The 19,984-nt window shown below is 67.2% G+C and carries 18 protein-coding genes; 10 read left to right on the forward strand and 8 right to left on the reverse strand.

The genetic code is table 11. The features are described 5' to 3' along the window. Positions 1 to 5: 5 nt before the first annotated feature. The 8 genes from GLA29479_RS25920 to GLA29479_RS02455 all read right to left on the reverse strand — a co-directional run bounded on the left by GLA29479_RS25920 (position 6) and on the right by GLA29479_RS02455 (position 9,220). Positions 6 to 140, reverse strand: a complete 135-nt coding sequence (locus tag GLA29479_RS25920; RefSeq protein ID WP_282955865.1) for a hypothetical protein — start codon at positions 138 to 140, stop codon at positions 6 to 8. Then, on the reverse strand, positions 137 to 1,813 hold the full coding sequence (locus GLA29479_RS02425) for an amidohydrolase (protein ID WP_057970672.1): 1,677 nt from the start codon (positions 1,811 to 1,813) through the stop codon (positions 137 to 139). Before GLA29479_RS02425 ends, GLA29479_RS25920 begins: the two co-directional genes overlap by 4 nt. A gap of 928 nt (positions 1,814 to 2,741) precedes the next feature. After that, on the reverse strand, positions 2,742 to 3,830 hold the full coding sequence (locus GLA29479_RS02430; protein WP_057917345.1) for an ABC transporter permease: 1,089 nt from the start codon (positions 3,828 to 3,830) through the stop codon (positions 2,742 to 2,744). Further along, positions 3,827 to 4,765, reverse strand: coding sequence for an ABC transporter ATP-binding protein (locus tag GLA29479_RS02435; RefSeq protein WP_057973033.1), 939 nt, complete (start codon positions 4,763 to 4,765; stop codon positions 3,827 to 3,829). The genes GLA29479_RS02430 and GLA29479_RS02435 overlap by 4 nt, the downstream gene beginning before the upstream one ends. 65 nt (positions 4,766 to 4,830) lie before the next feature. Beyond that, on the reverse strand, positions 4,831 to 5,808 hold the full coding sequence (locus GLA29479_RS02440) for an HlyD family secretion protein (RefSeq protein ID WP_082638228.1): 978 nt from the start codon (positions 5,806 to 5,808) through the stop codon (positions 4,831 to 4,833). Positions 5,809 to 5,824: 16 nt separating this feature from the next. After that, positions 5,825 to 6,568 carry a TetR/AcrR family transcriptional regulator gene (locus GLA29479_RS02445; RefSeq protein WP_082638229.1) on the reverse strand — a complete coding sequence of 248 codons (744 nt, stop codon included), beginning with the start codon at positions 6,566 to 6,568 and terminating at the stop codon, positions 5,825 to 5,827. 748 nt (positions 6,569 to 7,316) lie between these two features. Then, complete coding sequence (locus GLA29479_RS02450; protein WP_057917344.1) at positions 7,317 to 8,207, reverse strand: MBL fold metallo-hydrolase; 891 nt, start codon at positions 8,205 to 8,207, stop codon at positions 7,317 to 7,319. Next, on the reverse strand, positions 8,204 to 9,220 hold the full coding sequence (locus tag GLA29479_RS02455) for an NAD-dependent epimerase/dehydratase family protein (RefSeq protein WP_057917343.1): 1,017 nt from the start codon (positions 9,218 to 9,220) through the stop codon (positions 8,204 to 8,206). The genes GLA29479_RS02450 and GLA29479_RS02455 overlap by 4 nt, the downstream gene beginning before the upstream one ends. Before the next feature lie 330 nt (positions 9,221 to 9,550). On the opposite strand from GLA29479_RS02455, the gene GLA29479_RS02460 reads away from it, so the two are divergent. The 10 genes from GLA29479_RS02460 to GLA29479_RS02505 all read left to right on the forward strand — a co-directional run bounded on the left by GLA29479_RS02460 (position 9,551) and on the right by GLA29479_RS02505 (position 19,585). After that, positions 9,551 to 10,219, forward strand: a complete 669-nt coding sequence (locus GLA29479_RS02460; protein ID WP_057917342.1) for a phosphatase PAP2 family protein — start codon at positions 9,551 to 9,553, stop codon at positions 10,217 to 10,219. Positions 10,220 to 10,260: 41 nt separating this feature from the next. Next, on the forward strand, positions 10,261 to 10,494 hold the full coding sequence (locus GLA29479_RS02465; RefSeq protein WP_057917341.1) for a hypothetical protein: 234 nt from the start codon (positions 10,261 to 10,263) through the stop codon (positions 10,492 to 10,494). Positions 10,495 to 10,780: 286 nt separating this feature from the next. Beyond that, positions 10,781 to 11,767 (forward strand): PhoH family protein, encoded by a 987-nt coding sequence (locus tag GLA29479_RS02470; protein ID WP_031374018.1) that lies wholly within the window; start codon positions 10,781 to 10,783, stop codon positions 11,765 to 11,767. 136 nt (positions 11,768 to 11,903) lie between these two features. Continuing rightward, positions 11,904 to 12,386, forward strand: coding sequence for an rRNA maturation RNase YbeY (ybeY, locus tag GLA29479_RS02475; protein WP_057917340.1), 483 nt, complete (start codon positions 11,904 to 11,906; stop codon positions 12,384 to 12,386). A 302-nt stretch (positions 12,387 to 12,688) separates the two neighbouring features. Next, positions 12,689 to 13,222 (forward strand): GspH/FimT family pseudopilin, encoded by a 534-nt coding sequence (locus GLA29479_RS02480; protein ID WP_082638231.1) that lies wholly within the window; start codon positions 12,689 to 12,691, stop codon positions 13,220 to 13,222. A gap of 219 nt (positions 13,223 to 13,441) precedes the next feature. Next, the gene (locus tag GLA29479_RS02485; RefSeq protein ID WP_057970673.1) at positions 13,442 to 14,311 is read left to right on the forward strand and encodes a CorC family transporter; all 870 of its coding nucleotides are present in this window, start codon (positions 13,442 to 13,444) and stop codon (positions 14,309 to 14,311) included. A gap of 275 nt (positions 14,312 to 14,586) precedes the next feature. Continuing rightward, on the forward strand, positions 14,587 to 15,840 hold the full coding sequence (locus GLA29479_RS02490) for a lipoprotein N-acyltransferase Lnb domain-containing protein (protein WP_248842786.1): 1,254 nt from the start codon (positions 14,587 to 14,589) through the stop codon (positions 15,838 to 15,840). 40 nt (positions 15,841 to 15,880) lie between these two features. Next, positions 15,881 to 16,873: a magnesium/cobalt transporter CorA gene (corA, locus tag GLA29479_RS02495; RefSeq protein WP_057917338.1), complete on the forward strand. Its 993-nt coding sequence runs from the start codon at positions 15,881 to 15,883 to the stop codon at positions 16,871 to 16,873. Between the two features lie 418 nt (positions 16,874 to 17,291). Next, positions 17,292 to 19,364 carry a carbon starvation CstA family protein gene (locus GLA29479_RS02500; RefSeq protein ID WP_057917337.1) on the forward strand — a complete coding sequence of 691 codons (2,073 nt, stop codon included), beginning with the start codon at positions 17,292 to 17,294 and terminating at the stop codon, positions 19,362 to 19,364. Further along, positions 19,364 to 19,585, forward strand: a complete 222-nt coding sequence (locus tag GLA29479_RS02505) for a YbdD/YjiX family protein (protein WP_057917336.1) — start codon at positions 19,364 to 19,366, stop codon at positions 19,583 to 19,585. The genes GLA29479_RS02500 and GLA29479_RS02505 overlap by 1 nt, the downstream gene beginning before the upstream one ends. Positions 19,586 to 19,984 lie beyond the last annotated feature (399 nt).

Here is a 19,984-nt window from a genome sequence, read left to right on the forward strand (position 1 = left end):
AATCGTCATCGGCGTTGCATGATCGCGGCGAGCCAGACGTCGAGCACCTTGCCCTTGACCGGCATATCGAACAGCCACAGACCCAGCACGATTACCCCCGTCGCCCCCTCGTCCGCCCGAACGACGGGCGGAACCATCACGGCGCGAATCGCTCGGCGCGCCACACCGGCTTGCCATCGACGTGGGTCGCCAGCACCGTAAGCTTGCGCAACTCGCGCGGATCGATCGCTAGCGGATCCTGCTTGAGCACGACGAAGTCGGCGCGCTTGCCGACCGCCAGGCTGCCGACTTCGGTTTCGGCGAAACCGGCATAGGCCGCATCCAGAGTGAAGCCGCGCAGCGCCTCGAACGCGGTCAGCTTTTCTTGCGGATGCCAGCCACCGGCCGGTTGGCCGGCGCCGTCGCTGCGGGTGACCGCGGCATACAGGCCCAGGCGCGGATCGACCGATTCGACCGGAAAGTCGGAGCCCAGGGCCAGGCGCGCACCGCTGTCGCGCAGCTGCCGCCAGGCATAAGCGCCAACGACGCGATGCGGACCGATGCGGTGTTCCGCCCAGGGCATATCGCTGGTGGCATGGGTCGGCTGCATCGCCGCGATCACCTGCAGCGCGGCCAGCCGCGGCAGGTCTTGCGGCGCGAGAATCTGCGCATGCTCGATGCGCCAGCGATGATCGCTGCGCTGGGCATCGCCCCCCAAGGCCTGCTCGTACAGGTCCAGCACCTGGCGGTTGCCGCGGTCGCCGATGCCGTGGGTCGCGACCTGCACACCGCAACGCTTCGCCTTGGCGATCGCCGCGCCCATCGCCTGCGGCGTCATCCGCAGCAGGCCGCGGTTGCCGGCCTCGTCGCTGTAGTCCTCGAGCATGGCCGCACCGCGGCTGCCGAGCGCGCCGTCGGCATACAGTTTGACGGTGCGCATGCGCAGACGCCCGCCCGGATGCTGATACAGGCCGTCGCGGCACAGGTACTCCAGGGCATCGCCGTCGCCGGCGGCGAACGCGGTGATGCGTAGCGGCAGCGCGCCGCGTTCGGCGAGGCTTTCATAGCCGCGCAATTGCTCGAGGTTGACGCCGGCATCGTGAACGCCGGTCAAGCCATGCGCGACCGCCTCCTGCATCGCCAGGATCAGGGCGCGCTCGGCGCTGGCCGCGTCGAGCGGCGGCCGCGATTTGTCGATCAAGGCCATCGCATCGTCGATGAAGATGCCGTTGGGCCGCCCCTGCGCATCGCGCAGGATCTTGCCGCCCTCGGGTTGCCAGTCGCCGGACAGATCGCGCGCGATCGCCCGCATCGCCGCGCTGTTGCCCCAACCGGCATGGCCGTCGATGCGCTGCAGCCAGACCGGGCGATCGGGGAACTCGGCGTCCAGATCGGCCGCACTCGGGAAGCCCGGATCGGGCCAATCGTTCTGGTCCCAACCGGCGCCGATCAGCCATTGCCCGGGCGCCAATCGCTTGGCGTGATCGCGCAGGCGTTGCAGCACCTCCTGCTTGCTGCGGGTGCCGACCAGGTCGGCGCCGAGCTTGTTCAAGCCGAGCTCGAGCATGTGGGCATGGGAGTCGATCAGCCCCGGAATCACCGTCGCATCGCCGGCATCGACCCGCTGCGCCCGCGGATAGCGCCGCAGCAATTCGGCGCGGGCGCCGAGCGCAAGGATCTTGCCCTGCTCGTCGAAGGCCATCGCCTCGGCGCGCGGTTGCGCGGAGTCGAGGGTATGGATGCGCGCGGCGGTAAGGACACTGACCTCGGCCGCGGCCGCCGGCAGCGACAGGACTGCGCACAAGCTCGGAATCAGATATCGCAGACGGCGCATCGCATTCCCCGACCCGGACCGAAGCGGCGAATGTGCGAGAAACCGGGCATCTGGCGCAAGGGCCTGAGGCACAGGTCACGGTTTTCCGCGCAGCCCGGGGGGCATCGCCCCGCCTGGCAGCGACCGCCGCATGGCCGTTGCCGTTGCCGTTGCCGTTGCCGTTGCCGTGATTTTGATTTGCCGCTTTGCCGGCCAAGTGGAGACCCGGAGGGCGGCGCACAGGACGTGCGCCGTTTTTCGATAGGACAAGGATGTCCTATCGAAAAATCCCGACGCGGGCATCGCACTCGTGGCCTGTGCCCTTGCAAGGAGAGCCCTTTTCTTTGGTTACTTTTCTTTTGTTGCTTATGACAAAAGAAAGTAACCCGGCCGCGTTAGCGAACGGAAGCTCTGCACTTGCTTGAGGCTTCTAAAGAAACAAGATCAAACGCTAAAAGCTTCCGCCACTAAAGCGGCGGGTTACTTTCTTTTGTCATAAGCAACAAAAGAAAGCTAACCAAAGAAGTTGCTTTTCTTTGAATCACAAGCCCGCACGAGCGATGCCAACGCAGGGCTTTTTCATACGGGACATCCCTGTCCCGATGAAAAACGGCGTGCATCCCTGCGCGCCGCCCTCCGGGTCTCCTATTGCCTTCGCCAGTGCTCGGCGACGCACAGCAACAACAGCGACAGCGACAGCGACAGCGACAGCGACAGCGACAGCGACAGCGATGCTGCTTCGGGTAGGAGCGGCGCAAGCCGCGACCACGACAATGATGAGTCTGCGTCGCCGCATGAGAGAGGTCGCGACTCACGCCGCTCCTACAGGGCAACCGCCGACGCCGCGAGATGAGGGCGGCACGCTTGCGGCCTAACGGCCAGCTTGGGCTGGGCTGGGCTGGGTTGGGCTGCACAAAAGGCCATCGAAGCCTGTACTCGCCTCGCCCCGTCAATCGAGCCGCTTGCTGAATCTCGCTACCGCCGCACTCATCATCACCACGATGAATACCGACAGATACAGCACGTCCTGCCACAGCTCCCACAGGCTCGCACCACGCAACATCACCCCGCGGATCAGGCGCAGGAAGTGAGTCATCGGTAGCACCTCGGCCAGCCACTGTGCGACCTTCGGCATGCCCGCGTACGGAAACATGAAGCCCGACAGCAGGATCGACGGCAGCAGGATGAACACGGTCATCTGCATGGCCTGGAATTGCGAGCCGGCCTTGGTCGAGATCATCAGGCCCAGGGTCAGGTTGGCCAGGATCAGCAGGATCGCGGCGAGGTAGACGTCGAGCACGCTGCCCTTGATCGGCACGTCGAACAGCCACAGACCCAGCAGGATCACCACCGTGGTCTGGACCAGGCCGATCACCGCGTACGGCAGGACCTTGCCGATCATCAGCTCGGTGCGGCTGACCGGCGTGGTGATCAGCAGCTCCATATTGCCGCGCTCGCGTTCGCGCACGATCGCTACCGAGGTGAACATCACCATGGTCATGGTCAGAATCACCCCGATCAGGCCGGGCACGATGTTGACCGGCGAGCGCCGCTCCGGGTTGTAGAACGCGACCACGCTGATCGGGGCGACCTTGCGCGGCGCCGCCACCGAGCTGTCGATCGGCATCTGCGCCAATTGCACGGCCGCGCTCTGCACCACCGTATCGCTGCCGTCGACCAGCACCTGCACCGCTTCCCGGCCGTCGATGCGACGGCGCTCGAAATCGGCGGGAATGCTGACGCCGACGCTGACCTGGCCGCGCCGCAGCATCTCCATCAATTGCTGCGGCGAGTCGGCATCGGCGACCGGCTCGATCACCCCGGTCGCGACCATGTCCATGACCAGCGCGCGCGAAGCCGCAGTCTGCGATTGGTCGGCAATGGCGGCATTGAGCCCGCGCGGGTTCATGTTGATCGCATAGCCGAACAGCACCAACTGGCCGACCGGAATCACCACGATCATCGCCAGGGTGATGCGGTCGCGGCGCAACTGGCGGATTTCCTTCAGCACGATGGCCCACAGCCGGCGCAGTTTCATGACGCTTGCTCCTCGGCCGCCGACACGGTTTCGCGGCCGCGCGTGGCGGCGACGAATACGTCTTCGAGATTGGCCCCGGCCTTGTCGACCTCGGCCTCGAGCCCGGCCGCGCGCAAGGCCTCGGCGAGACCGTCACCGGCGCGATCGGCGTGTTCCAGCAGCACCCGCAGGCTGTTGCCGATCTGGGCCACGCTGAGCACGCCGGGCACCTCCACCAGCACGCGCTGGGCCTTGCGCGGCTGCGCGGCGCGCACCTCGACCGCGCGGCCGGCGAGCGCGCCGGTCAGTTCCGCCGGGGTGCCGTCGGCGACCAGCACGCCGCGATCGAGGATCGCCAGGCGATGGCAGCGTTCGGCCTCGTCCATGTAGTGCGTGGACACCAGCAAAGTCGTGCCGGCGTCGGCCAGCTCGAACAACTTCTCCCAGAAATCGCGGCGCGACTCCGGATCGACCGCGCTGGTCGGTTCGTCGAGGAACAGCAGCTCGGGTTCGTGGATCACCGCGCCGGCCAGGGCCAAGCGCTGCTTCTGGCCGCCGCTCATGGTGCCGGCGAGTTGCTTCTGGCGATCGCCGAAATGGTATTGCTCGATCAACTCGTCGACGCGCCTGCGCGCCGGCGCCTTGGGAATGTCCTGCACGGCCGCGAGGAACTCCAGGTTCTCGCGCACGCTGAGGTCCTCGAACAGAGAAAACTTCTGGGTCATGTAGCCGATGCGCCGGCGCAGCGCTTCGGCCTGTTGAGGGATCTTCAGGCCCAGCACTTCGATATCGCCCGCGGTCGGGGTGAGCAGGCCGCACAACATCCGGATCGTGGTCGACTTGCCGGAGCCGTTCGGCCCCAGGAAGCCGTAAACACAGGCCCGCGGCACGGTCAGGTCGACGCGGTCGACCGCGCGCAGCTGGCCGAAGTGCTTGCTCATGCCGCGCGCCTTGATGACCGCGGCCGCGCCGTCGACGTCGCCGCCGCGCGGCTTCGAGGCTGCAGTGGCAGGCAGATCGCTCATGGCCCGAACTCGACCCGCACCGGCAATCCGGCCGGCAATTGCGCGGCCTTGGCGTCGGTGATTTCGACTTCTGCGAGATAACTCAAACGGGCCGCGTCTTCGCCGGTGAGGGCGTAGTACGGAGTGAAGCTCGGTTCGCTGCGGATCATCCGCACGCGGCCGTTCCACTTCTGTTCTCGGCCGTCGATGAAGACGCGTGCGCTCTGCCCCACCCGCACGTCCTGGCGGATCGGTTCGGGCACGTAGACACGCGCATACGGCCGCTCGCCGACCAGCATCACCGCGAGCGGCGAACCGACCGGGGCTTGGTCGCCGAGCTTGTACGGCAGACTGTCGATGACGCCGTCGCGCGGCGCGACCACGTCGAGCTTGCCGACGTTGACCGCCTGCACCTCGGCCTGCGCCTGCGCCGCGGCCAATGCGGCCTGGCCCTGGGCGATCCGCTCGCGGCGAGTGCCGTGTTCGAGCTCCAACAACGCGGCCTGTGCGGCGCGCACCTGCGCCTGGGCATTGCCGGCCGCGGCGCGCGCGCGATCGACGTCGGCCGCGGCGATCAGACGCTGACGACCAAGCGGCTGCACTCGGGCGTAGTACGCCGCCGCATCGGCGGCCTGGGCCTGCGCGGCGGCGAGCGTGGCGCGCGCCTGGGCGATGGTTTCGCTGCGCGGCCCGGCTTCGAGCTCGGCCAGCGCATCGGCCGATTGCCGCGCCTGCGCCTGCGCCGCGCTCAATTGCGAACGGCCGCGGTCGAGTTCGAGTTGCAACACGCGCGTACCGGCCTTGACCCGCTGGCCTTCGCGCACGTCGATGCGCACGACTTTCTCCGCCGCCGGCGCCGGCAAAGTCACCCGGTCCCATTCCAGAGTGCCGAGCGCCTGCTCTGGCTCTTCTTTGCAGGCCGCCAGGGCGATGCACAGCAGAGCGAGCGCGAACGGACCCGCGTGCGGCCTGAGTGCGTGCTTGATCGTATCCATCGCAGGGTTCTCGCAGTCAGGGAGTGAGGCCGCGGTCGAGCAAGGCCAGCGCATGGCGGCGTTGGGTGTCGAGATCGAGATCGTCGGCGTCGAACAGACGCCGCCAGATCGGTGCGCTCGCGGCCGGGAACAGGGTCAACCCGACCAGACTCACCATCAGCAAACGCGGGTCGAGGTCGGCATTGATCTGTCCGCGCTGCTGCGCCTCGGCGAAACGCCGCGCCATCATCTGCGGCACCAGCGGGCCGATCTTCTGCAGCAACAAGCTCTCGCGCAGCGCCCCGCCCTCACACAGCACTTCGCGCACCCACAGCGACGGCAGCCACGGATGCTCGGCGATGACTCGGCCGATGCCGTGGACGAACCCGGCGATCAGGTCCATGACGTCGCCGGGTTCGCGGGTCAGGTTGTCGCGCAGGCTCATGAACACCGGCAGCAGGCGTTCGTTGCTGACCGCTTCCTGCAGTTGTTCCTTGTCGCCGAAGTAGTAATGCAGCAGGGCCGGATTGACTCCGGCCTCGCTGGCGATGGCGCGCAGCGAGGTCGCGGCGATGCCCTGGCGGGCATAACAAACGATCGCCGCGTCGAGCAGGCGCGCGCGCAGATCCGGGTTGTCGGCGGCGACCGGCCGGCCCGGCGCGCGCTTGGGCGCAGCAGGTCTGCCAGTACGGGGCTTGGCCGCAGGCTTGGCAGTGGCGGGCTTCGCGGCAGCCTTTGCCGCGCGCTTGGCAGGCGGTTTGGTGGGGGGCTCAGTGTTCATGCACTATATTTAATTCAACAATTAATTAGTTCGCAAACCCGAGCCGACCGACGGTCGGCGGCCGACGGCCATCGCCCCACCTATTCAGGGAGGACGGTGTGGCGCGAGCCCCGACGGACCGACGTTACCTACTCGCGGCACGGGGCAGGATCATCGGCACCGCGGCGCACACCACTGCAAGGGCAGAACTTCGCCATATGCTCTGCCGCTTGCCGCTTGCCGCTTGCCGCTTGCCGCTTGCCGTTGCCGTTGCCGTGAAAGCTTGGCGCAGGTCCGAACTTGCGATGCAACCGTAGACCCGGAGGGCGGCGCACAGGACGTGCGCCGTTTTTCGATAGGACAAGGATGTCCTATCGAAAAATCCCGGCGCGTGCATCGCACTCGTGGCCTGTGCCCTTGCAAGGAAGGCCTTTTCTTTGGTTAGCTTTCTTTTGGGCCAGCAAAAGAAAGTAACCCGGCCGCGTCAGCGGACGGAAGCTTTGCTCTTGCTCAGGCTTCGGGCTTACGCCGCTGCTACAAAAGTTGCCGAGATTGCGGCGCGAGATCATGGCGGCGCGGTCGCGACTTGCGTCGCTCCTACCCTCGCTCCAGCAAGCCACGACGCGAGACCGTGGCTGCGCGGTCGCGACTTGCGTCGCTCCTACCCTCGCTCCAGCAAGCGACGACGCGAGACCGCGGCTGCGCAGTCGCGGCTTGCGTCGCTCCTACACAAAGCAGAGCCCCGAAGCGGCAACTCATAGCAGGCGAATCAACCGCCCCGCTCGCCCGCCTCCGCCTCCAACACCGCCGACGGATGACGCTGCCGCCACTCCGCCAGCGTCTGCGCGCAATGCGCCGGTATCAGCCAGGCCCCCGGATGGGTATCGCGGAAGCGCGTCAGCCGCCGCAAGGTCTCGCGATAGGCAGTCGCGTCGTCCATCGCCACCAGCCGGGTCAGCCACGGCAAGTCCCGACCAAGATCGAGTTGCTCGCGGCGCCAGAACGCATCGGCGGCGAGGATCGCCCGCTCGCCATCATGGGTACGCAGCGCCAAGCCGATCTGGCCGCGCGCGTGGCCCGGCAAGGGCAGCGCGAACAGGCTGCCGTCGCCGAACAGGTCCCAGCCTTCTCCGCCGAGCGTCGCCAGATCGCCGTCGAGCCCGCGCCGGCCGCGTTCGTCGAGCAACTGCAGGCGCGCGACGAAATCCGCCGGTAACAGCTCCTTCCAGATCTGCGCATGCAGCAGGCCGAACCAGCCCGAATCCTCGACCTGCCGCCAGGCATCGGCGTGCGCGACGAAGCGCGCCCGCGGGAACTGGCCGAGCCCGCCGATGTGATCGGGATGGAAATGGCTGAGCACGACCATGCGCACTTCGTCGCGAGCCAGCCCGCGCCGCTGCAGCAAGGCCGCCGCGTCGGTATGCGGCGCGGAGCAGGCATGGATCACTCGACGATAAAGCCAGCGCAGGCCGCGCCGCATCGCCAGGCGCGCTTGCGGGCCATAGCCGCAGTCGAACAGGATTGCGCCCTGCACCGGGTGTTCGATCAAGGCCCAGCCGGCCGGAAAACTCATCGCCGCACCGGCGTCGAGACCGAGATGACGCGGGTCGGCGCAGCTGTGCCCGGACACGCCCAGCGTCAGCATGACCTCGCCGCTCACCGTCGCGCCTGCGCGCGCGCCAGTTCGCCGAGGGTTTTCGCCAACGCGTCTTCCATCGTCGCGCGCGGCCGATAGCCCAGCTCGCTGCGGGCGCGGCCGATGTCGAGGGTCATGTCGACGCTGAGCAATTCGATGCCGTAACGCAGCAGCGGTGGCTCGCGATCGGGACTGAAGCGGCGATACCAGGCTTCCACGCCGCTCGCCACGGCAAGCGCCAGCGGCTTGGACATGCGCCGCGTCGGTCGCGACAACGACAAGGCGTCGGCAAGCCGATCGATGACGTCCCAGATCGCGACCGGTTCGCCATTGCTGATGTTGTAGACGCGGCCGCTTAATCGCCAGGAGGCATCGATCGCCGACACGATCGCGTCGACGACGTTGTCGATGTACGTCAGATCGACCCGGCAGTCCTCACGGCCGATCCGGCGCAGCCGGCCGCTGCGCAGCGCCTGCGCCAGGCGCGGCAGGATCGCGGTGTCGCCGGGGCCGAAGATCGCCCGCGGCCGCAAGGCCAGCGCGGACACGCCGCCAGCCGCGCAACGCTCGAACACCCGCCGTTCGGCGATCAGCTTGGTCGCGACGTAGTCGTTGACCGCCTGCGCCGGCAAGGGATGGTCTTCGCGGATGTCCAGATGCGGGCGGCCATCGTGATAGATGCCGGGCGTGGAGATATGCACGAGCCGCCGCACCTGGCGCGCGATGCAGGCGGCGACGACGTGATCGGTGGCGTCGATGTTGGCGGCGACGAAATCGGCGCGTCGCCCCCACGGACTCGACAAGGCCGCCGAGTGCACGACGATGTCGGCGCCGCGCAGGGCGCGATGCACCGCGCCCTCGTCGGTCAAGTCGATGGCGACGAACTCGATGCCCTGCGCCTGCAGCGCGCGGCCGCGCGCAGGGTCGCGGCCGAGGCCGACGACCTGGGTCCAGGGGCGCGTCGCGACCAGATGGCGGGCGAGCGCGCCGCCGACGAAACCGGTCGCGCCGGTGACCACGATGCGTTGCGTCGTCATGCGTTCCTGTCCGTACGAACTGCCCACGAGCGCTGCAGTCGCGCTACACCCAGCTTCGTCGTCATAGCTCCATCGTCATAACATTCGGTCGTATCGTGGCCACGAGTCCATCTCAGTATGGCCCCTGGGCCTGGCTCTCCGATACGACGGACCGGCCCGGCCGTGCCGGCGACACCGCGACGACACGATCCTTATCCGAGCTACTGGCCATCCCGGCCCGGTATCGACGATCCTGCACACCACCACGTGGACGGATATCCGCCCATACCCACCCGCCGCGAGCGCAGCGATGACTTCAGCGCGAGCCTCCATACCGATGACCCCATCCGCATGACTGCCGCCTCCATCGACACGACCGCCGCGACCTCGGCCCAGGTGCCCTTGCCGCGACGCATCGCCATGGTCCTGGCGACCATGACCATCGCCACCGTGTTCTATCTCGCCATCAACACCTATCCGCTGCGCCAGCCGCGGCTGTTGCCGCTGACCTTCGTCGACGAGTGGATCGGCTGGCAGGCCTGGACGATCTGGCCGTACTGGCTGCTGCTGTTCACCGGCCCGGCGCTGTTGCTGTCGATCCGCGAGCGCAACCTGCTGCTCGCGACCCTGCGCGCGTATGCCATTGCGATGTCGCTGAATGCCGCGATCTGGCTGGCCTGGCCGACGCGCATGCTGCGCTCGGGCCTGCCCGAAGGGATGGACCCGTTCACCGCATTCGCCTGGCACTGCCTGTATGCGCTCGACGACGTCAACAACTGCTTCCCGTCTGGGCACATCACCATCCCGGCCGTGGTCGCGGTCGGCGCGGGCCTGCAATACCCGCGGGCACGCCCGTGGATCTGGTTGACGCTGATCGCACTCGCACCGAGCGTGATCAGCACCGGCCAGCATTACGCCTGGGACATCGCCGGCGGCCTCGCCACCGCGACCATCGGTCTCTTGCTCGCCGGCGTACCCTTGTGGCGTCCTGGTGCGGCCCCGCTGTTGCAGCCGCAGTAAACCCGCGGCCGCTATATCTTTCGCATTCACGAGGACACGACATGCCCGCCCCCCAACCCAAGCCCGGCCTGCTCTCGCGCGGCGCGATCGGCTTCTGGTTCCTCGGTCTCGGCGTGCTCGGTCTGGTGCGCTCGTTGATGCGCGCCTACCGCAGCGGCGTGTTCGAGGCCGACGCGATCACCCTGCTGTGGTTGATCGGCTCGATCCTGCTGACCCTGATGGGCGCGTTGCGCGTCTGGCGGGCCTGGCGCGAAGGCAGCCTGTCGCGCGATTGAACCGGACCGGCTGGTCAGGCATGGCCGATCAGGCACCGCTGATCCGGCACGGCCGAGCGAGCATCGCTGAGCCCGCACGCCGAGCCCGCACCCGCGAACCCATGCGCGGCCGCCGCTTGCGAATCTCGCGGCCCGCATCGCCGGCCGCGCAAGGCCGCCGCAGCGGCGATTGCGTTCATCCGGGCCGCCCTCGAACCAACCCCGCGGCTTTGCGAAAACGCCCCGACAGGCGCAAGCTGTAAGGCCTCGACGCGTCATCATCACGCGAACTGCCTACGCTTCCTTTATGTCCGCACGCACCGTTTCCGAATTCACCCTCGACCCCGTCGACAGCGAACGCCTGGCGAATCTGAGCGGGCCCTTCAACGGCCATCTGCGCATGATCGAACTGCGCCTGGGCGTCGAGATCGCCAACCGCGGCAACGTGTTCCGCATCGACGGCCCGGCCGCGGCGGTCGGCCAGACCGAACGGCTGTTGCGCAATCTGTGGAAGGACTCCGCCGCGGAAACCCTCGACGAAGCCGCGATTCATCTGGCCCTGACCGAAACCGGCGCCGACCAGGTCGTCGCCGACGATATCGAGCCGCAGGAAGTCGCGATCCGGGTCAAGCGCGGCACCATCCGCGGCCGCGGCGCCAATCAGGCCAAGTACCTGCACGCGATCGCCACTCACGACATCAATTTCGGCATCGGCCCGGCCGGCACCGGCAAGACCTTCCTCGCCGTCGCCAGCGCGGTCGAAGCCCTCAACGAGACGCGGGTGCAACGTCTGATCCTGGTGCGCCCGGCGGTCGAGGCCGGCGAGAAGCTGGGCTTCCTGCCCGGCGATCTCACCCAGAAGGTCGACCCCTATCTGCGCCCGCTGTATGACGCGCTGTACGAAATGCTCGGCGTGGAGAAAGTGGTCAAGCTGCTCGAACGCAACGTGATCGAGATCGCGCCGCTGGCGTATATGCGCGGCCGCACGCTCAACGATGCGTATGTGATCCTCGACGAAGCCCAGAACACCACCATCGAACAGATGAAGATGTTCCTGACCCGCATCGGCTACGGCAGCACCGCGGTGGTCACCGGCGACTTGACCCAGATCGACCTGCCCAAGCACCAGAAATCGGGCCTGCGCGATGCGCTCGACGTGTTGCGCAACGTCAACGGCATCAGCTTCACTTTCTTCGAAGCCAAGGACGTGGTCCGTCACCCGCTGGTCGCGCGCATCGTCAGCGCCTACGACGCGCGCGACGCCAAGGACGTGGAGACCGGGCCGGGCGTTTGACCCAGCGCGGCCCGGGCCGCGCCCGCGCGATCGGAGGATCGCGCTACCGCAGGACGGCGCTTCGGCCTGCGATATCGACCAGCCAACGCGAAGCGCAGGCCGCAAACAACGAACCGCCGAACAGTGAACCGCCGCAATGACCAAAGGTCCGATCCGTCTCGATGTTTCGATCAACTACGGCGTGCCGCGCAAGGGCCTGCCGGCGGCGAACAGCTTCCGTAAATGGGTCGCCGCGGCGCTGGAAGGTCGCATCCGCGAGGCCGATCTGGCGATCCGGGTGGTCGACAACAAGGAAGGCCGCTCGCTCAACCGCCATTACCGCGGCCGCGACTACGCCACCAACGTGCTCAGTTTCCCGGCCGACATGCCCGAGGGCCTGCCCGAAGGCGTGCGCCTGCCGCTGCTCGGCGACCTGGTGATCTGCGCGCCGGTGGTCGGGCGCGAGGCCCGCGAACAGAAGAAAGCGCTCAACGATCATTACGCCCACTTGACCGTGCACGGCACCTTGCATCTGCTGGGCTGGGACCACGAGGACGAACGCGAAGCCGAGTGCATGGAGCAGCTCGAACGCGAGATCCTCGCCAGCCTCGGCATCGCCGACCCGTACACCGAAGACTGACGCTTCGAACTGCGCAGCGCGGACGCGACGGTGCGAGTTCGGACTGGCGTTCCGCCAGTGTCAGCATAATCCGCGGACCGCTGTCGGTCGATTCCGACAACGTGCCGGCGACACGTGCATCGCCGCAAGGACACGCCGCGAACCGTATCGGTCTCGACCGTTTCGCCTTGATGCGGGCCTGCCGAGCCCGATCGCGTCCTAGCTTCCTCACCGACTAATCCCCACGCCGGCGCGGGCGCATTTCCTATGCGCCGTCCTCGCGCCTCGGCCCAGACTGCGCACATCGCAGGAAGGAGCCTGGTATGCGTCGGATGAAAGGAATCTCGTTGCTGGAAGTGGTGGCCGCCTTGGCCATCGTGTTCTTGTTGATCGGCGTGGCGATGCCGGCCTTGCTCAATGCGGTCGCCCGAGTGCGCATCGGCCACACCCGCATGGCTCTGGTCGACAGTTTCCTGGTCGCCAATCGCCTCGCGGTGGCGGCCGGCAGCGCGACCGTGATGTGTCCCGCACCGGCCCAGGGCGGTTGCAGCGGGCGCCCGGATTGGAGCCGCGGCTGGCTGGTGTTCGCCGATGTCGACGGCGACCGCAAATTCACCGCCCGCGACACCCTGATCCAACGCCGGCCGGCGCTCGGCGGCGACATCCGCCTGCACAGCACCCTGGGCCGCACACGCATCGTATTCCAGCCCGACGGCGACATCGCCGGCACCAACCTGACCTTCACCCTGTGCTCGGAACACGCCGACCCGGCCGGCACGGTCGTGCTGTCCAATGCCGGCCGCTTTCACCTGGGGCAGGCGTCCACCCCCCAGGTACGCAGTTGCCGGGACGGCTGAGCGGCCGCGCCGGAGCCCGCGCAAAGCCGGCTTCGGCGCCGAACGGCGGCCATCTCGCGTGCGTTCGTGGCGGTCGTCGCCCCTGTTGCAGGATTGCTACAAAGCGCGACCGGCAGCCCGCTACCAGGGGCCGGACGGCGCCTTGACCGCCCCATGCCGACCTTCCGGGTTAGACTTGCGCCACAGCCCTCCCCCCGAGGGCCACAGTTCAAGAGTCGAATGTCCGAGGACGACAGTAGTAGCACCCACGCGCCGGAAATCCCCGAGAAACGGCGTTCCTGGCTCGACCGCATCAGTTCCGCGCTGTCGGGCGAACCCAGCTCCCGCGAAGATCTGGTCGAGTTGCTGCGCGATGCGCAGTCCGACGGTCTCATCGCCGCCGACACCCTGCACATGATGGAAGGCGCCATCGCGGTTTCCGACCTCACCGTCGGCGACGTGATGATCCCGCGCTCGCAGATGATCGCTCTGCCGGCCGAGGCGAAGTTCCTCGACCTGATGAAGATGGTGGTCGAGTCCGGCCATTCGCGCTTCCCGGTGCACGGCGAAGACAAGGACGAGATCCTGGGCATCCTGCTGGCGAAGGACCTGTTGCGCGGCGTGGTCGCCGACAACGGCCCCGGCACGATCCACGAGTTGCTGCGTCCGGCGGTATTGATTCCCGAATCCAAGCGCCTGGACGTGCTGCTGCGCGAGTTCCGCCAATCGCGCAACCACATGGCCATCGTCATCGACGAGCACGGCGGCGTGGCCGGCCTGTTGACCATCGAAGACGTGCTGGAACAGATCGTCGGCGAGATCGACGACGAGCACGACGATGCCGAAGACCCGAACGCCCTGATCGCAGCCCAGGCCGACGGCCAGTACGTGGTCGACGCGCTGACCCCGATCGACGATTTCAACGAACGCTTCGGCGCCGATTTCGACGACGACGAGTACGACACCATCGGCGGCCTGGTCACCGCGGCGATCGGGCACCTGCCCGAGGCCGGCGAAGAACTCACTCTCGACCGTTTCGTGTTCCGCGTGGCCAGCGCCGATGCGCGGCGCGTACACGCCTTCCACGTCGGCGTGCTCGGCAACCTGTGATCGCCTGAGCGGCGCACGGCAAGCTCGTGCGCCCGAACGCGCGACCCGCGAAGAGGCGGCCTGTCCGGGCCGCCACGGGCCCCTGAGCCACTACGCCCCTCGCACCGCGCCAGGCGGAAGGGCGGGCTGGGCGGCTTTGCAGCCATCCGGAGCCTGGCACCGATTCGCAGCCGCCGACCTGTTGCGGAGCCGCTCGTCGGTTAGAACTCCGCGCAAACCCTGTGGCCGTGGCTGTTTACAATGGCCGTCATTCGCCTCGCCGGACCCTGTCGCCTGTGACCTCCACTCTCCGATTCGTCCGGTCGTTCGCCCTCGCCACCCTGATCCTGCTGCACAGCATCGCCTTCGCCGCACCGACCGGTACCCTGGCGGCCGCGCCGCAGCCCGCCGACACCGCCACAACGACCACCGCAACGCCGCGCGTCGGCATGGTCACGATGCAGCCCGGCGAGGAGTTCTGGTCGCGTTTCGGCCATGACGCATTGGTCGTCCTCGACCCCGCCAGCGGCCGGGCGATCTCGTACAACTTCGGCTACTTCGATCCGACCGAATCGGACTTCGTCCCGCGCTTCATCCGCAACGACATGCGCTATCGCCTGTTGGCCCTGCCGTTCGACGACGACATGGCGCAGTACGCACAGGAAGGCCGCGGCGTGTCGGTGCAGTGGTTGAACCTCACCCCGAAGCAGGCGCGCGAGCTGGCCGAGGCGCTGCGCGTCAACGCCCTGCCCGAGAACGCCTACTACCGCTACCAGTACTTCGACGACAACTGCGCCACGCGCGTGCGCGATGCCATCGACAAGGTGCTCGGCGGCGAACTGCGCCGCCAGACCGAAGGCCGCTCGCACGGCAGCAGCTTCCGCAGCGAAGCGCTGCGACTGTCGGCGCCGGAACCGTGGATGTGGCTGGTGCTGGACGTGATGATGGGCCCGGAAACCGACAAGCCGGTGCCGGTGTGGGCCGAGTCCTACGTCCCGAGCCGGCTCGCGGCGGCGCTGCGCGAGGTCAAGAGCCCGCAAGGCCAGCCCCTGGTCCAGGAAGAACGGCCCTTGCTGCCGCACAAGATCTCGCCCGAGCCCAAGGACCAACCGCTGCCGTGGTGGCCCTGGGTCCTGGCCGGCCTTGCGATCGCCGCGGCGCTGGCCTGGATCGGCGACCGCAGCCCACGCGTGCTCGCGATCGCGGCCTTACCGCTGTGGGCGGTGCTGGGCCTGGTCGGGGCGGTCCTGCTCTACGCCTGGGTCGATACCGGCCACAACTACATCTGGGCCAACCGCAACCTGTTGCTGTTCAACCCGCTGTGCCTGCTGCTGTGGTTCGGCGGTTGGCGCGCGCTGCGCGGCCGCGAGACCGGCCCGGTGTTCGTATGGCTGACCGGGCTGGTCGCCTTGTGCGCGCTGGCGGCCTTGTTCCTGTACTGGCTGCCGGTGTATCCGCAACGCAACGCCCACTGGATCGCGCTGTGGCTGCCGATCCAGGTCGGGTTGTGGGCCGGATTCCGCAAAGCCGCCCGATTGCGCCTGGCTTGACGGCTTGCCGCAGCCGCCGCGCGCGGGCAGGATTCGGGCCATGAGCGATTCGACCCTGCCCCAATGCGTCATCAACTGCGCGGCCTACAGCCGCGACGGCACCCGCCGCGACATCGGCCTGGATGCGATCAGCGACGTTCTCGCCGTCGACGACGGCAGCTTCGTTTGGGTCGGCCTGTATGAGCCCGACGAAGGCATCCTCGACAAACTGCAGGAAGAATTCTGCCTACACGACCTCGCGGTCGAGGACGCCCACAACGCGCATCAACGGCCGAAGATCGAGTCCTACGGCAACTCGCTGTTCATCGCCATCCACACCGCGCAGAAAATCGACAACCGCATCCGCTTCGGCGAGACACACATGTTCGTCGGCCCGCGTTATCTGGTGACCGTGCGCCACGGCGCCTCGATCAGCTACAAGGGCGCCCGCGCGCGCATCGAACGCGAACCGGACCTATTGGAACACGGGCCCGGTGCGGCGCTGTACGCGGTGTTCGACAGCGTGGTCGACAACTTCATGCCGATCGTCGAAGGCTTCACCCAGGAGCTCAACGAACTCGAGAAAGACATCTTCGCCGAGGATTTCCGCAAGGAGACCGTGCAGGAGCTGTACGACCTCAAGCGCGAGCTGACCCGCCTGCGCATGGCGGTCTCGCCCCTGCAGGACATCCTCGGCCAGCTCGCGCGCTCGCGCGGCGGCCTCATCGACGAAGAGATCCAGCTGTATTTCCGCGACGTGCTCGACCACGCCGTGCGCATCAACGAGACCACCGACACCTTGCGCGAAATGCTGACCGCCGCGGTCAGCGTCAACCTGTCGCTGGTGACCGTGCGCCAGGGCGAAGTGGTCAAGCGCCTCGGCGCCTGGGCCGCCCTGCTCGCCGCCCCGACCCTGATCGCGAGCTGGTACGGCATGAACTTCGTGCACATGCCCGAACTGCCCGGGCAATGGAGCTATGCGGTCTTGATCGGCTCGGTGATCGCGATCTGCCTGGTGCTCTACATCGGCTTCAAGCGGGCGAAGTGGCTGTAGGGAAGGCAAACGGCAAATCCCCCCTGCCCCCCTTTTTCAAAGGGGGGAACAGCAAAAGCGGCAGCGGCTCAGCAGCGACAACGACAGCGACAGCGACAGCGACAGCGACAGCGACGATGTTGCCTTGACCCGATCGCCGCATCGGCCATCGTCAACTCGCCCTTTTGACAAAGGGGGCTGGCGCCTGCGGCGCTCGCAAGTCCGACCCGATCGGCGGCGCCCGGGGATTTGCTCTACCGCACCACCATCGCACCGAGATCGCTCGCCGCGCACCCGCCGCCCAGACGCCCCGATCCGCATGCCCAGCCGCCCGAACCGCGGCCCTAAGACCAAAGTATCAGCCGCTATTGCGGCACTGCGCATTGACCCGCGCGGACCCAGGGGCGACGCTGCCTGAGTTCAATCTGGGAGGGTCGTCATGAAAGGTGGTCTCGGCAAACTGGGCTGGGCGGCCCTCGCAGTCCTCGGGGCTTTCTGCCTCGGCACGATCGCGCTGCGGCGCGGCGAACACATCAATGCGTTGTGGATCGTGGTCGCGGCGGTATCGATCTACCTGGTCGCCTACCGCTACTACTCCCTGTTCATCGCCGAAAAGGTGATGCGGCTCGACCCGACCCGGGCCACGCCCGCGATCATCAACAACGACGGGCTCGACTACGTCCCGACCAATAAGCACGTGTTGTTCGGCCACCATTTCGCCGCCATCGCCGGCGCCGGCCCGCTGGTCGGCCCGGTGCTCGCCGCGCAGATGGGCTATTTGCCCGGATTGCTGTGGCTGATCGTCGGCGTGGTGCTGGCCGGCGCGGTACAGGATTTCATGGTCCTGTTCGTCTCCAGCCGCCGCAACGGCCGCTCGCTCGGCGACCTGGTGCGCGAGGAAATGGGCCGCATCCCCGGCACCATCGCCCTGTTCGGCGCCTTCCTGATCATGATCATCATCCTCGCGGTGCTGGCGATGATCGTGGTCAAGGCGCTCGCTGAAAGCCCCTGGGGCATGTTCACGGTGATGGCGACCCTGCCGATCGCGGTGATGATGGGCGTGTACATGCGCTACATCCGCCCGGGCAAGATCGGCGAAATCTCGGTGGTCGGGCTGATCCTGCTGCTCGCAGCGATCTGGTACGGCGGCAAGGTCGCGGCCGATCCGGTGTGGGGCCCGGCCTTCACCTTCACCGGCACCCAGATCACCTGGATGCTGATCGGCTACGGCTTCGTCGCCGCGGTGCTGCCGGTGTGGCTGGTGCTGGCGCCGCGCGACTACCTGTCGACCTTCCTCAAGATCGGCACCATCATCGCGCTGGCGATCGGCATCGTCATCGTGATGCCCGACCTGCGCATGCCGGCGTTGACCCAGTTCACCGACGGCACCGGCCCGGTCTGGAAAGGCGGCCTGTTCCCGTTCCTGTTCATCACCATCGCCTGCGGCGCAGTGTCGGGCTTCCATGCGTTGATCTCCTCGGGCACCACGCCCAAGCTGCTCGCCAATGAATCGCATATGCGCTACATCGGCTATGGCGGCATGCTGATGGAGTCCTTCGTCGCAATCATGGCCCTGGTCGCCGCTTCGGTGATCGAACCGGGCGTGTATTTCGCCATGAACAGCCCCGCGGCCCTGGTCGGCAGCGACGTGCATGCAGTGTCGGCGACGATCTCGAGCTGGGGCTTCTCGGTCACCCCGGAGATGCTGCAGACCACCGCCAAGGACATCGGCGAGAACACCATCCTCGCCCGCGCCGGCGGCGCGCCGACGCTCGCGGTCGGCATCGCCCAGATCCTGCACAACGTGTTGCCGGGCCAGAACACGATGGCGTTCTGGTATCACTTCGCGATCCTGTTCGAGGCCTTGTTCATCCTTACCGCGGTCGACGCCGGCACCCGCGCCGGGCGCTTCATGCTGCAGGACCTGCTCGGCAGCTTCGTGCCGGCGTTGCGCCGCACCGAAGCCTGGGGCCCGAACCTGCTCGCGACCGGCGGCTGCGTCGCCTTGTGGGGCTACTTCCTCTATCAGGGCGTGGTCGATCCGCTCGGCGGCATCAACACCCTGTGGCCGCTGTTCGGTATCGCCAACCAGATGCTCGCCGGCATCGCGCTGATGCTGTGCACGGTGGTCTTGTTCAAGATGAAGCGCGACCGCTATGCCTGGGTGACGATCGTGCCGACGGTCTGGCTGCTGATCTGCACCAGCGCGGCCGGCCTGATCAAGATCTTCGACGACAACCCGGCGGTCGGTTTCCTCGCCCAGGCGCACAAGTACCAGGCCGCGATCGCCAAGGGCGAAGTGGTCGCCCCGGCGAAGAGCATCGAGCAGATGCAGCAGATCATGCTCAACAGCTACGTCAACACGGTGCTGACCGGGTTGTTCCTGTTCGTGGTGTTCAGCGTGCTGGTGTATTCGGTGCGCGCGATCGCCAAGGCGCGCGCCAACCCCGAGCGCAGCGACCGCGAATCCCCGTACGTGGCCTTGAAGCCGCACGAAATGGCGAACGTGTGATGGGCACCGCGCTCGTTCCCGCCAGTCAGTACCAGCTCTACAAGCGCACCTGGCATCGCCTGGTGCAGACCGCGCGGTTGTGTTGCGGGGTGCCGGATTACGACAACTATGTCCGCCACCTGATGGAGAAGCACCCCGAGCGGCCGATTCCGGACTACGCGACCTTTTTCCGCGAGCGCCAGGAGGCGCGTTACGGGGGCGGGCGGTTCGGGTGTTGCTGAGCGGGTTCCGCTGGAGCGAGAGGCCGCCTTCGGGCGGCCTTTTCTTTGGGTCATTCCGGCTTCGGCGTCTTCCACTCGGTGCAGGCCCTTCCCCTGTAGGAGCTACGTCCTACTGGATTTCCTTCGGTCATAAGTCGCGACCGCGGGACGCGCAGCAGTTGCATCGCTGCGGTCATTCATCGAAGCCGCGTGCTTTCGCGAAGAGTAGGAGCGGCGCAAGCCGCGACCAAGGAATTCGCAGAGGCGACAACGCTGACCTCGTCCATCGAAGCAGCGTGCCGTCGCGAGAGTAGGAGCGGCGTCCGACTGGATTTCCTTCGATCACAAGCCGCGACCGCGCTGTGATGGTCTTGCGGCGCATCTTTGAAGCAAAGACCAAGATCGAACGCTAAGAGCTTC

Origin of the sequence: Lysobacter antibioticus (assembly GCF_001442535.1) — a bacterium.
In the GTDB taxonomy this organism is placed as follows: Bacteria; Pseudomonadota; Gammaproteobacteria; order Xanthomonadales; family Xanthomonadaceae; genus Lysobacter; species Lysobacter antibioticus.